This is a genomic window from Streptomyces sp. NPDC007901 (assembly GCF_042959465.1).
In the GTDB taxonomy this organism is placed as follows: domain Bacteria; phylum Actinomycetota; class Actinomycetes; order Streptomycetales; family Streptomycetaceae; genus Streptomyces.
This window is the reverse complement of sequence record NZ_JBIBKW010000001.1, coordinates 435,660-448,108: the sequence shown is the minus strand read 5'-3', so window position 1 is coordinate 448,108 and position 12,449 is coordinate 435,660. Positions and strand designations below refer to the sequence as shown.

Here is a 12,449-nt window from a genome sequence, read left to right as displayed (position 1 = left end):
CTCGAACCTTCCGGGCCGGACGAGCCCGAACCCCAAGGTCACGAAAATGTATCGGGCATATCGCACATCAACCTTCACACGGGCCACACGAGTTGGCTAGCGTGCCGGACAGGCCGTACGACACCCACCGGCGAACGTCGCCGGGCCGTACGGCCTCCGCCGAGTCCGGGACGCCTTCGCGCGTCCGGAGCCGGGGACCCACACCGACCTTGGGGTGAATCGGTCCCAACTCCCCGTCCGGGGAGGGACCGTAGGGCAACCCTTCCGAACCACCCGCCCGAACCCGACAGCTAACTCGGTAGGCGGAACATGGAAGGAGTCGCCTCCGTTGGCGTCGCACCGCAAGTCCCGCCCCTCGGGAACGCGCGTAGCAGGCATACGCACCCCCGCCCTGGCCACCGCCGCCCTCACCTCCGTGGCCCTGCTCTCGCAGACGGCCAACGCCGCGCCCTCCGCGGACGGCAAGCCGAGCATGGAGGAGGTGGAGAAGAAGGTCGACGACCTCTACCGGCAGGCCGAGTCGGCGACCGAGAAGTACAACGCGGCCAAGGAGAAGACCGGTACGCAGCACAAGCAGGTCGACACCCTGCTCGACGACGTCGCCCGGCGCACGGACCGGCTGAACAAGGCGCGTGAGGAACTGGGGTCGTTCGCCGCGGCCCAGTACCGGACCGGAGCCAGCGCCCCCGACACGGCGACCTTCCTGCTCGCGGACAGTCCCCAGGACTACTTCGACCAGACACAGCTGATGAGCCGGCTGACCTCGCGCCAGAAGGACGCGGTCGACGACTACGTCACCCAGCAGTCCGCGACCATGAAGAAGCGGCAGGAGGCCGCCAAGAGCCTCGAGACGCTCACCGAGACGCAGGACGACCTCAAGACCGCCAAGACCACCGTCCAGACGAAACTGGCCTCCGCGCGGGAGCTGCTCTCCAAGCTGACGGCACAGGAGAAGGCGCGGCTGGCGGAGATCGAGAAGCAGAAGCAGGAGGAGGCGGCACGCAAGGCCGCGGAGCTCGCGAAGCAGCAGGCGGCCGCCGCTGCCGCGGCCAAGCAGGACACCTCGTCGTCCTCGTCGTCGACGTCGTCCTCCAGCGGCTCCTCGTCCTCCGCCTCCGACTCCTCCTACGCCACGAAGGCCGCCAAGGCCATCGCCTTCGCCCGCGCGCAGATCGGCAAGCCGTACGTCTGGGGAGCGACCGGACCCGGCTCCTACGACTGCTCCGGGCTCTCGCAGGCCGCCTGGAAGGCCGCGGGCGTCTCCCTGCCGCGCACCACCTACGACCAGGTGAACGCCGGCACGACCGTCTCCCTCGCCGACGCCCAGCCCGGCGACCTGGTCTTCTTCTACGACGACGTCAGCCACGTCGGCATCTACATCGGCAACGGCATGATGATCCACGCCCCGAAGCCCGGCGCGTACGTCCGGGAGGAGTCGATCTACTACGGCGGCGAGTCGATCATCCACAGCGTGGTGCGACCGGCTTGAGGTGACGGGGGCAGGGGCCGGAGGCCGGGGGCGCACGTCGCCGAGCCTCGGGCGCCCCCGGCCACTCCCCCACACCCGCCCTCACCCCACCACCCCCGGGCGCCCCGCGCCCCCGCCGCTGTCCCGCGCCCGCGCGGTTTTCACGCTCCTCGCGCGCGTGCCCCGGCCGCACCACCGGTGATGCTCCTTAGCATCGGCGACATGTCCGGCAAGTCCCCCCTCCGTGCCTGGTGGGCGCAGCGTCCGCCGGCGGCCGGGGCCGCCGTGGTGGCCACCGCCATCGTGTCGGTCGCTCTGCATCTCACGGGGGCCGAGACCCTGTCCCGGATCGCGCTGGTGCTGGCCTGCGTGGCGTGGGCGGGACTGGCCGTGGACTTCGTCGCACGCCTGCTGGTGGACCGCGGGCGCTGGCTGACGGACGCGCGGACGCCTGGCGCGCTCACCGCGGTGGCGGCCACGACGGTGCTGGGGACGCGGTTCTCGGCGCTCGGCCGGCAGACCCTCGCCGAGGCCCTGCTGGCACTGTCGGCGGTGCTGTGGCCGCCGCTGCTGATCCTCGTCGTACGGCACTGGACGCGGCGCATGCCCGACGCGGTGTTCCTGGACTGTGTGGCCACACAGGGGCTGGCCGCACTCGCGGCGACGCTGGCGGCGGCCCTGACGGCGGCCTGGCTCGCGCACACCGCGCTGGTGCTGTTCTGGCTGGGGCTGGTGCTGTACGGGTTCGCCCTGGCCCGCTTCGACTGGCGGCAGGTCCTCGAGGGGGCCGGCGACCAGTGGATCGCGGGCGGGGCGCTCGCGATCTCCGCGCTGGCCGGGGCGAAGCTGCTGGCCGCCGACAGCGCGCGGCTGTACCTGTGGAACGACGACGACCGGGGCGTGCTGCGCACGGTGACGGTGGCGCTGCTGGTCCTGGACCTCGCCTGGTACGCCGTCCTGCTGGTCGCGGAGGCGGTACGGCCCCGGCTGCGCTACGACGTGCGCCGCTGGGCGACCGTGTTCCCGATGGGGATGACGGCCACGGCGATGCTGTCCACCGAGGCCGCTCTCGACATCCCGTGGCTGAGGGGGCCGGGGCAGGTGCTGGTCTGGGTCGCGGTGGCGGCCTGGCTGGTCGTGGCGGCCGGGGCGGCGGCGGCCGAGCGCGCCGCCCTCAGGAAGGTCTCCTGACCGTCAGGACCACAGCACGGCGATCAGGTCCACAGCACGGCGATGAAGATGTTCGCCATGGTCAGCAGGCCCACCAGGCCGAACGCGCCCTTCTCCACCTTCTCGTCGTCCCGCTTCACGTAGACGAGACCGAGGATCACGATCAGCAGCGCGAGCTTCACGCCGATCTTGACGGTGTTGACGTGGTGGTCGTCGGCCTCGTTGAGGCCGACCAGGATCACCCCGGTCGCGAGCATGGTGAACGCGCCGTGCAGCATCCCGGGGACGAACCGGGCCGTGCCCTGGCCCATCGCCTTCATCTGGGTGAGGAAGCCGCCGAGCAGCGCGGCGATGCCGATGATGTGCAGGCCGACGAAGAGATGGATGAGTACGTCCATGGCCCCGGAGCCTAATCAGGGCCCCCTGGCACCCCGGTCACCGGCCCCCTCCCCCGGGACCGCATATATGCACCCCATAGCACCCCACCGCCCCCGCCAGCCCCGGAACCGCCGCTTCGGTCATCCGGCCCTGCGAAGCCGACGGCTCCGGACCGGAATCCCCGTCACATACCGGTCGGTAACGATCCTGTCACGCCAATTCCGCGCATCGCGTTACCAAGCCGACACATCCGGGCCTAGCGTCCTCCCCCAGGTGACCGACTCCCCACCGCCGCCCGGGCCAGGGGCGGCAGTCGGACACCACCGCCGAGAAGGTCCGGCGGCGGTCCGCTCCCCCTGTGCGGGCCGCCGCCGGACGCGTCCTCCGCTCCCCCGCGGCCCCCGCGCGCTCCCCCTGGCGTGCTCACGGACGAGACGGCGGTCGTACGAAAGGACGTGACTGTCCAGGTGGCAGTGCACCGCAAGCCCCGACAGCGCTCGCTCAGCGGCCATACGGCCCGCACGGCCGCCACCCTCGCCCTGGCGGGCGCGGCCACCGCGACGGGCTTCGAAGGGATCGGACACGCCGAGCCGCAACTGACACCGGCGCAGGTGAAGGCCAAGGTGGACCAGCTGTACCAGGAGGCCGAGGTGGCCACCGAGAAGTACGACGCGACCAAGGAGAAGGCCGACGCGGCCCAGCGGCGGCTGAAGTCGCTGCAGGACGAGACCGCCCGCAGGCAGGAGAAACTCAACTCCGCGCGGGACGCCCTCGGCTCGATAGCGGCCGCGCAGTACCGCGACGGCGGTATCGATCCGGCGTGGCAGCTGGCGCTGTCCAGCGATCCCGACCAGTACCTCGAGGACGCCGCCTTCGCCGAGCGGGCCGGGGACCGGCAGGCCGGTGCGGTGACCCGGGTGCGCCGGCAGCTGCGGGAGATCGAGCAGCTGCGCGGCGCGGCCCACGTCGAACTGACCTCGCTGCGGTCCCGGCAGGCCGAGCTGAAGCGGCGGAAGACCGCCATCAACGGCAAGCTCGGCGAGGCCCGACAGCTGCTTAACCGGCTGTCGCCGCAGCAGCGGGCGGCCGTCACCTCCTCGGACGGCACCGGACGCGCCTCCCGCTCGGCCCCGGACGCCCGCGCCCCGCTGAGCCAGGGCAGCGTCGCCGCCTCCGACTCCCGTACCGCGGCCGCCGTCTCCTACGCCTACGCCAAGCTCGGCAGCCCCTACGTCTGGGGGGCGACCGGCCCCGACGCCTTCGACTGCTCGGGCCTCGCCCAGGCCGCCTACCGCTCCGCCGGCGTCTCCATCCCCCGCACCACCTACGCCCAGATCAACGCCGGCCGCCGGGTCTCCCGCTCCGAACTCCAGCCGGGCGACCTGGTGTTCTTCTACTCGGGCATCAGCCACGTCGGCATCTACATCGGCAACGGCCAGATGATCCACGCGCCCAACCCCTCGGCGCCGGTGCGGATCGCACCCATCGACGAGATGCCGTTCGCGGGGGCGACGCGGGTGGTCTGAGCGACCACCCGCGGCCGGGCGGACGTCCTGGGACCTCAGACCAGGCGGCGTGCCGTCGCCCAGCGGGTCAGCTCGTGCCGGTTGGACAGCTGCAACTTCCGCAGCACCGCCGAGACATGGGACTCGACCGTCTTCACGGAGATGAACAGCTGCTTGGCGATCTCCTTGTAGGCGTAGCCGCGCGCGATCAGGCGCAGGACCTCGCGCTCGCGCTGGGTGAGGCGGTCGAGGTCCTCGTCGACCGGCGGGGCGTCGGTGGAGGCGAAGGCGTCCAGGACGAACCCGGCCAGCCGCGGGGAGAAGACGGCGTCGCCCTCCTGGACCCGGAAGACCGAGTCGACCAGGTCGGTGCCGGTGATCGTCTTGGTGACGTAGCCGCGGGCGCCGCCGCGGATCACGCCGATCACGTCCTCCGCCGCGTCCGACACGGACAGCGCGAGGAAGCGCACCGGCTGCTCGGCGTCCGCCATCAACGGGGCGCACCGGCGCAGCACTTCGACCCCGCCGCCGCCCGGCAGGTGCACATCGAGGAGGACCACCTCGGGCCGGGTCGCGGTGATCACCGTGACCGCCTGGTCGACGTCGGCGGCCTCGCCGACCACCTCGACGCCGGTCTGCTCGGTCCGCCCGATCTCGGCCTGGACGCCCGTACGGAACATCCGGTGGTCGTCGACGAGGACCACGCGCACCCGGCGCCCGGGCTTCTCCGTGCCTTCCGCCGGGCCGTTCGCCTCGGTCGCGTCGCTCATGACGTCTTCTCCGCCCTCTCCATCTCCAGCTCGACCTCTGTGCCGCCGCCCGGTACGGACCGCAGCCGTGCCGTGCCGCCGTTGCGCTCCATGCGGCCGATGATCGATTCTCTGACACCCATGCGGTCGGCGGGTATCGAGTCGAGGTCGAAGCCGGGACCGCGGTCGCGGACGGACACGAAGACCGTCTTCCCCTCGACTTCGGCGTAGACCTGGACGGCGCCGCCCTCGCCACCGTACTTGGCGGCGTTGACCATCGCCTCGCGCGCGGCCTGCATCTGCGCGGCCGTCCGCTCGTCGAGCGGGCAGTCCCCGACCACCACGACCTCGATGGGGACGCCGTGCTTGTCCTCCACCTCCGCCGCACTGCGCCGGACCGCGTCGGCGAGAGTGGCGGGCTCGTCGGCCTCGTCCTTGCCGGTGCCCTCGGGTTTGTAGAGCCAGGTGCGCAGATCGCGCTCCTGGGCACGGGCCAGGCGGCGCACCTCGTTCGCGTTCTCCGCGTTGCGCTGGATCAGGGTGAGGGTGTGCAGCACGGAGTCGTGGACATGGGCGGCGACCTCGGCGCGCTCCTGGGCGCGGATGCGCATCAGCCGCTCCTCGGAGAGGTCCTGGGTCATCCGCACCAGGTACGGACCGGCGAGCAGCGTGATGCCGACGACGACGGCGAGCGCGGCCTGCAGGACCGCTCCGATGTGCGCGGCGGAGCCCTGCATGACGAAGACGCCCGAGACGCCCGCGGTGACCAGCAGCACGCCGAAGCCCGCGCGCAGCAGCGAGAGCGTACGGCGCCGGCTGCCGACCTCGACCCAGCGGGCCCGGCGGGCGTTGTCCGCCTGGCGCCAGACGAGGGCGACACCGGCGGCGACCAGGACCAGGGGCAGAAGGTAGGCCTTGGCGCCGCTGGTCAGGTTGACGCTGCCCACGAACACCATGGACACGACGACCATGAGGAGCAGCGCGACGATCTGTCCCTTGTCCGGTTTGCGCGCGACCAGTCGGCGCCTGCCGTCCGCCGAGGTCTCGGTGGCGACCAGGGAGGGCGGCTTCTGGCCGCCGACCCCGCCGACGCCGAGCGGCACGAAGAACCAGAACGCGGCGTACAGCAGCGCGCCGAGGCCGTTGGCCATGAACAGGCCGACGAAGGCGAGCCGGACCCAGACCACGGGCAGGCCCAGATGCCCGGCGAGGCCCCGCGCCACTCCGCCGAGCCAGCGGCCGTCGCTGCTGCGGTAGAGCTTGCGCGGTGGCCGCGGGTCGTCGAGGGGCACTGCTGCGGCTTCCGGCATGCCCTCGATGTTCACACGCACGGGGTCCCGGGGCATCAGGGTCGACCCCGGAGACTCCCCTGATCTTCGGATTTCCCCGCGACAGACCCTCTCGTTTCCCCGTAGCTGGCCCCAGGGCGTCGTTCGAACGCTTCCCGGCGCGGACTCGGGGCCGATTTCAGGGTTCGGCCAGGGTCATCCCGACTGCCGTCGCGGCGCCCCGGCCGTCACCATTGACTCATGACTGATCACGAGCACGCCGCGACGGGTCCGGGACCCGGCCCCGGCCCGCGGCCCGCCCCGGGCACCGGGCCGTCGGATGCCGCGCCCGCCGCGGCGGGGGCCGACGCCACCGGCGTGGGCGCGACCGCGGTCGACGAGTCCGCGGTCGACGAGGCGTCCCCGCGCTTCCGGCGCGATCGCCGGCACAAGATGATCGCGGGCGTGTGCGCGGGACTCGGACGCCACACCGACCTGGACCCCGTGATCTTCCGCATCACCCTGGCCGTGCTGGCCGCGACCGGCGGCATCGGCCTCCTCTTCTACGGCTTCGCCTGGCTCTTCGTGCCGTACGAGGACGAGGAGGAGAACGAGGTCCGCAAGCTGCTGACCGGCCGGGTCGACGGCCAGGCCCTGGCGGCCGTGCTGTTCGCGCTGGTCGGCTGCGGAGTGCTGCTGACGATGATCAGGAACGGCCAGGTGCTGGCGTTCGCGGTCGTCCTCTCCCTGCTGCTGGCGGGCGCCGGGTACTGGTCGCGGCGGCGCGGTGCCCCCGACCCCGACCCGCTGGCCGCCCAGGCCGTCGCCGACGCCCCGCCCGAGGCGCAGGCCCCGCCGGTCGCGGTCTCGTTCCCCTCCTGGTGGCGGGACCCGATCGTCAAGGACGGCAGGCATGTCGGGGGCACCGGCTATCTGTGGGGCCCCGCCGAGGCCCGCGGCCGGACCGCCCCCGGATTCGACTTCCGCCTGAGCACTCCGTGGGTCCACGGCCAGGACGTCCGCGCCCGGAGCAGCGCGCCGCCCCAGCCGCGCGGACCGCGCTGGATCGGCGGCTGGATCTTCCTGTTCGCGCTGCTGGCGGGCTGCCTGGGCACCGGTCTGACCTGGGACACGCACCCGCTGGGCACCAGTCTCCAGACGGGTCTGGCCTGCGCGCTGATCGTGTTCGGCCTGGGGACGGCGGTCAGCTCGTTCCTGGGGCGCATCGGCGCCGGATCGCTGTTCCTGGCGCTCGTCACGGCGGCGCTGCTGGCGGGAGCGACGGCGATGCCGTCCGACATCAGCACCCACTGGACGCGCGCGAACTGGACCCCGGTCACGGCGGCGGAGGTGGCGCCGGGGTACGACCTCGGGACGGGCGTGGCCACGCTCGACCTGACGCACATACGCCTCGCCCACGGGCAGACGGTGTCGACGTCGGCCGAGGTGGGCGCCGGCCAGCTGAAGATCGTGGTGCCGGCGCACGTGACCGTGCGGATGAGCATCGACGTGGGGGTGGGCGACATCCAGTTGCCCGGTGACGACCAGAAGGACGTGGACGTGGAGCCGGGCAGGCACAAGGACGTGACGCTGTCGCCGACGAGCGGCACGAAGAACGCGGGGACGCTCGACCTGGACCTCCAGGTCGGCGCGGGACAGGTGGAGGTGACCCGTGCTGCGGCATGAGTTCCAGCCCGGACGGCTGATCGTCGGCGTCTTCCTGACGGCGGCGGGCATCGCCTACGCCGGTGACGCGGGCGGCTGGTGGGAGACCGAGTGGTTCGCGGTCATCCCGGTGATGGTGGCCGGGCTCTTCCTGGCAGGGGTGACCGCGGCCCTGACCCGGGCGATACGCAGGCGCCGCCGCCTACCGGGGAACCAGGGCCAGGGCCAGGAGGGCTAGGGGCGGGCTCAGAGGCCCAGCGAGGCCCGTGCTGAGCGATGTCGGCGCCTGGCGCGGAGCATGGCGTCCAGGGAGAGGTAGGGGGCGCCGGCGAGGACCAGGGGCAGCCAGGCCATCAGGTAGGCGAGGTCGTTGCCGTAGTAGTAGGGGGAGTTGGCCCAGCTGATGGTCAGCCAGAGGCTGAGCGAGATCAGCGCGCCGCCGAGCGCGGCCAGGCGGGCCAGCAGTCCGAAAAGGGTGCCGAGGCCGACGGCGAGTTCACCGATGGCGATCGCGGTGCCGAAGCCGACGGGGTTCTTCAGGGCCAGGTCGATCATGGCCGGGATCGCGGCGGAGTCACGGACGGCGCGCATGGTGTCGCCGATGGACCCGGAGCCGCCGGATTTCAGGAAGGAGCTGCTGGTCAGTTTGTCCAGACCGGCGTAGATGAAGGTGACGCCCAGGAAGATCCGCAAAGGAAGGAGGGCGTATCGGGTGGCGGTGTCCCGCAGGCCGCGGTCGCCGTCGAGATACGGGGTGTGCGTGTCCGAACGAATGCCGTGAGTCATCGCCAGTAGCCGCCTCTCGCCGCTGTGCCCAGGGCCCCTCAACAGACCATACGTACGACAACGGCGACCCGCTCAACCCTCCTCCGGAAGTTTTTCCGATTTTCTGCCGGTCTTCGTCCCCGGGGACGGCGGAGGCGGGAGGGCGGGCAGGGGTGGGAGGGACGCCGGCCGACAGCGGTCCGGGAGACCCGAAAAGGTGAAGGCGGAGGGGGCGGTCGGTTCGTCACCCGCCCGTCGGTCCGCTCACTCCGTCACCTCGACCACGCACCGGTTGGTCGCCACCCCGGCCGCCGTCACCACCTGGACCTCGACCCAGCCGGGTTCCACGTCGGCCGGGACGGGGACCTTGAGGACGGTGTCGGTGGGGTTGCTGAAGCCGCCGCTGACGGGGACCAGGGGGACGTGGACGTGGACGGCGCCGATGCGGACGACCATGCGGGAGAGGCGGTCGGCGGTCTGGGCGCCGGGCGGGACGAAGCCGGTGCCGCGGATCTCGATGTCGTCGCCGGTGCGGATGGGGGCGTCCAGGTCACCGGCCTCCCGGGCGCGGACGACGGAGAGGATCACCGGGCGGCCGCCGTCGGCGTACTTGCCGGCGAGATAGGTCGCGGCGGAGATCAGGACCACCGTGGCGAGGCCCCAGGGCAGGTCGGGGAGCTGGTCGGGGCGGCGGGCGAGCCGTACCGCGGCGAAGACGAGGGCGACGGCGCTGATGAGGACGTACTGGATGTCGGCGAAGGTGCCGCGGCCGGCGTCGTCGGTGAGCAGGTCGGCCGCCCTGGGGCGGTGGGCGCGCACCTTCTGCAGGCGCTGGCCGAGGATGCGCAGGCCGACCACCCGGCGGACCAGGACGGCGATGCCGCTGACCACGGCGAGGACGGTCACCACCCCGGCGCCGCGGGCGAGGTCGAGGCCGGAGATGAGGGCGTCGCGTTCGGCGGGAGAGGAGGCGGCGGCCAGCCGGCCGGCCAGGACGAGGACGGCGTAGGCGACGAAGAGAACCCAGGAGGCGGCGACGGTGCGGGAGGTGGACATGCGGTTGTCCTCGCCGATGACGGGAGCGAGTACCCCGCCGCGCGAGCGGTGGAACCAGGAGGCGGCGGTGAGCGTGAGGGCCATGATCAGGGCGGCGAGCAGGCCGGCGGTGCGGGCGCTGGTCCAGCCGGTGCCGATCGCGGTGAGGGCCTGGGTGAGAAGCATGATCACGACGGCTGCCCACACGGTGCACACGGTGCGCAGCCAGAGGCGGGCGAGCCAGGCATCACCCTCGGCGCGGCCGCGTTCGGCGACGACCTCGGCGGACTGGGTCAGTTCCTCGGAAACCCACTGCCGGGAGGCGGAGGCGGAGTGGGCCACCGCCGCGGGCAGCCCCTGCCCGGCCGCGAACTCGTCCCGTTTGAGGAGGAATTCGGCGACCGCCCGCCGGTGTCCCTCGCGTGCCCCGTGCGGGCAGTCCCCGCACGCGCAGCCGCCGCCGTGGACACCCGAACCGGCGCCCTGCCTCGCCTCCTGCACCGCCACGCCCGACGCCCGCCTTCCCCACGCCCGGGGCACGACGCGCGGGGCCCTCCCCGGGGCCGGACGACGTCATGCAACTCCCTTGTGTCGACAGCGAATTGTGCCCTATGCCACGCCCTTCGCGTTCAGTGGGTCGGTCACGACGGGTGAAGGTACGGCCGACATGTTGACCCGGCTGCGAGAATTTCCCCATGGCCGAGATCATCCAGCGGGACGGGACCTGGGCCTTCGACGGCAGCACGGTCCGGATCACGCCGGGACGCCACCGCTCCGTTCCGCTGTTCCGGCAGACCTACGGGGAGATCGCCGTACCGCTGGAGGCGGTGGCGGGGGTGGTGTACGAGCCGGAGCGCAGGCGGGGGTGGCTCCGGATGCGGCTGCGCGAGGGGGCGGACCCGTTGCTGCAGGCGACGGGCGGGCGGTTGCCGGAGGCGGCGGATCCGTATCGGCTGACGGTGGACGGGGACCGGTCCGGGGTGGCCGAGTACGTCGCGGAGGAGATCCGGCACGCGCTGCTGCTGGACCAGATCCCGGCGGAGCCGACGAAGGCGTATCTGCTGCCGGGGCCGCCGGTGCCGGTGTCGGTGCGGTCCTCGGACGGAACGGTGTCCTTCGACGGTACGCAGGTGCGGATCGACTGGGCGGACACCTCGGACCGGGTGAAGCGGGCGACCGGGCCGCGGATCATCGGCGTCGGCGAGCTGGTCCAGGTGGAGTGGCTGCCCAACTCCGGCTACGAGGACGGTTTCCTGCGGTTCGTCACCCGCGAGACGGTGTTCTCGAAGCTGCCGGCCGAGCGCGACCCGTACGCCCTCGACCTGTGGGGCAGCGTCCGCCGCGACCTGCTGACGGCGCTGGTCGCGGCGGCGGTCACGGCCCGGCTGCCGCATCCGTCGACCCGGGCGGACACGGAGTACGCCGACCGGGAGCGGCCGCCGGCGGCCGTGCCGCGCCAGTCGGCCGACCACCACGACGTGCTGCTGCGCAGGCTGCGGGAGTTGGGCGAGCTGCACCGGGACGGGGTGCTCACGGACGAGGAGTTCACGATGACGAAGGCGGCCGTGCTCCGGAGCTTCTGAGGCGTCCGGAGCATCCGAGGCGTCCGGAGCCTTTCGAAGAGCTAGCTCAGCAGGTCCGGTTCGCTGCGGCTGATGTCCTGCCACAGGGGCTGGTAGTTGATCCAGGCCACCAGGTCGCCGCCGAGCTGTTCCCGGGTGGCGACGGCCAGTTTGTGGTCGATCAGCAGCGGGCGGCCGGCGGCCTTGGCAGTGAGCTGGACCTGCGCGGACTTCTCCATCGACAGGAACCACCAGGCGGCCGCGTCCACCGAGTCGCCGACGGTCAGCAGCCCGTGGTTGCGCAGCACCAGCGCCTTGCGGGAGCCGAGGGCGGTCGCGATGCGGCGGCCCTCCTCGGCGTCGACGGCGACGCCGGTGTAGGCGTCGTAGAGGGCGTGGTCCTCGTAGAAGGCGCAGCTCTCCTGGCTGATCGGGTCGAGCAGGTCGCCGAGGGCGGACAGGGCGCGGCCGTGCACGGAGTGGCAGTGGGCGACGGCGACGACGTCCGGGCGGGCCGCGTGCACCTGGGCGTGCACGGTGAAGGCGGCCTGGTTGACGTGGTAGCGGCCCTCGATCACCTGGCCGTCCTGGTTGGCCAGGACGAGGTCGCTGACGGTGACGTGCTTGAAGGGCATGCCGAAGGGGTTGACCCAGAAGCAGTTCGAGTACTCGGGGTCGCGGGCGGTGATGTGCCCGGACACCCCGTCCTCGAGTCCGGACCGGCCGAAGATCCGCAGCGCGCCCGCGAGCCGCTCCTTGCGATGCCGGCGCTCGTCGTCGAGCGAGTCGTACATCGGCGGCATCGCGAACTGGAGCTGATCGGTGGGCAGCGGCAGGGGCGGAGTCGGCCCGTGCATAGGTCCTCCAGCACTGGGTGTGTGTTA

General features: G+C 72.4%; 12 protein-coding genes and 1 riboswitch. Of the genes, 6 read left to right on the top strand and 6 right to left on the bottom strand.

Annotated elements, in window-relative coordinates; all coding sequences use genetic code 11:
• Window positions 1–147: 147 nt before the first annotated feature.
• Window positions 148–320, top strand: a riboswitch (cyclic di-AMP (ydaO/yuaA leader).
• A gap of 8 nt (window positions 321–328) precedes the next feature.
• Window positions 329–1,489 carry an NlpC/P60 family protein gene (locus tag ACFZDK_RS02275; protein ID WP_390968896.1) on the top strand — a complete coding sequence of 387 codons (1,161 nt, stop codon included), beginning with the start codon at window positions 329–331 and terminating at the stop codon, window positions 1,487–1,489.
• Between the two features lie 201 nt (window positions 1,490–1,690).
• Window positions 1,691–2,659, top strand: coding sequence for a tellurite resistance/C4-dicarboxylate transporter family protein (locus ACFZDK_RS02270; protein WP_390968894.1), 969 nt, complete (start codon window positions 1,691–1,693; stop codon window positions 2,657–2,659).
• A 23-nt stretch (window positions 2,660–2,682) separates the two neighbouring features.
• Here the strand turns inward: ACFZDK_RS02270 and ACFZDK_RS02265 are convergent, their stop codons facing one another.
• Complete coding sequence (locus tag ACFZDK_RS02265; protein ID WP_359215238.1) at window positions 2,683–3,036, bottom strand: hypothetical protein; 354 nt, start codon at window positions 3,034–3,036, stop codon at window positions 2,683–2,685.
• A gap of 447 nt (window positions 3,037–3,483) precedes the next feature.
• On the opposite strand from ACFZDK_RS02265, the gene ACFZDK_RS02260 reads away from it, so the two are divergent.
• Complete coding sequence (locus tag ACFZDK_RS02260) at window positions 3,484–4,542, top strand: NlpC/P60 family protein (protein ID WP_390970056.1); 1,059 nt, start codon at window positions 3,484–3,486, stop codon at window positions 4,540–4,542.
• A 35-nt stretch (window positions 4,543–4,577) separates the two neighbouring features.
• Here the strand turns inward: ACFZDK_RS02260 and ACFZDK_RS02255 are convergent, their stop codons facing one another.
• The gene (locus tag ACFZDK_RS02255; protein ID WP_390968891.1) at window positions 4,578–5,291 is read right to left on the bottom strand and encodes a LuxR C-terminal-related transcriptional regulator; all 714 of its coding nucleotides are present in this window, start codon (window positions 5,289–5,291) and stop codon (window positions 4,578–4,580) included.
• Window positions 5,288–6,580: a PspC domain-containing protein gene (locus ACFZDK_RS02250; RefSeq protein ID WP_390968889.1), complete on the bottom strand. Its 1,293-nt coding sequence runs from the start codon at window positions 6,578–6,580 to the stop codon at window positions 5,288–5,290. Before ACFZDK_RS02250 ends, ACFZDK_RS02255 begins: the two co-directional genes overlap by 4 nt.
• Before the next feature lie 219 nt (window positions 6,581–6,799).
• Here ACFZDK_RS02250 and ACFZDK_RS02245 point away from each other — a divergent pair, with 219 nt between their 5' ends.
• Window positions 6,800–8,224, top strand: coding sequence for a PspC domain-containing protein (locus ACFZDK_RS02245; protein ID WP_390968887.1), 1,425 nt, complete (start codon window positions 6,800–6,802; stop codon window positions 8,222–8,224).
• The gene (locus ACFZDK_RS02240; protein WP_390968885.1) at window positions 8,211–8,441 is read left to right on the top strand and encodes a hypothetical protein; all 231 of its coding nucleotides are present in this window, start codon (window positions 8,211–8,213) and stop codon (window positions 8,439–8,441) included. Before ACFZDK_RS02245 ends, ACFZDK_RS02240 begins: the two co-directional genes overlap by 14 nt.
• Window positions 8,442–8,449: 8 nt before the next feature.
• On the opposite strand, the gene ACFZDK_RS02235 is transcribed toward ACFZDK_RS02240, so the two are convergent.
• Both ACFZDK_RS02235 and ACFZDK_RS02230 read right to left on the bottom strand, forming a co-directional pair.
• Window positions 8,450–8,989, bottom strand: a complete 540-nt coding sequence (locus ACFZDK_RS02235) for a DoxX family protein (protein WP_355711208.1) — start codon at window positions 8,987–8,989, stop codon at window positions 8,450–8,452.
• A 243-nt stretch (window positions 8,990–9,232) separates the two neighbouring features.
• On the bottom strand, window positions 9,233–10,510 hold the full coding sequence (locus ACFZDK_RS02230) for a hypothetical protein (protein WP_390968883.1): 1,278 nt from the start codon (window positions 10,508–10,510) through the stop codon (window positions 9,233–9,235).
• Between the two features lie 188 nt (window positions 10,511–10,698).
• On the opposite strand from ACFZDK_RS02230, the gene ACFZDK_RS02225 reads away from it, so the two are divergent.
• Complete coding sequence (locus ACFZDK_RS02225) at window positions 10,699–11,586, top strand: DUF4429 domain-containing protein (RefSeq protein WP_390968881.1); 888 nt, start codon at window positions 10,699–10,701, stop codon at window positions 11,584–11,586.
• A 41-nt stretch (window positions 11,587–11,627) separates the two neighbouring features.
• Here the strand turns inward: ACFZDK_RS02225 and ACFZDK_RS02220 are convergent, their stop codons facing one another.
• Window positions 11,628–12,422, bottom strand: coding sequence for a class II aldolase/adducin family protein (locus tag ACFZDK_RS02220; RefSeq protein ID WP_390968879.1), 795 nt, complete (start codon window positions 12,420–12,422; stop codon window positions 11,628–11,630).
• Window positions 12,423–12,449 lie beyond the last annotated feature (27 nt).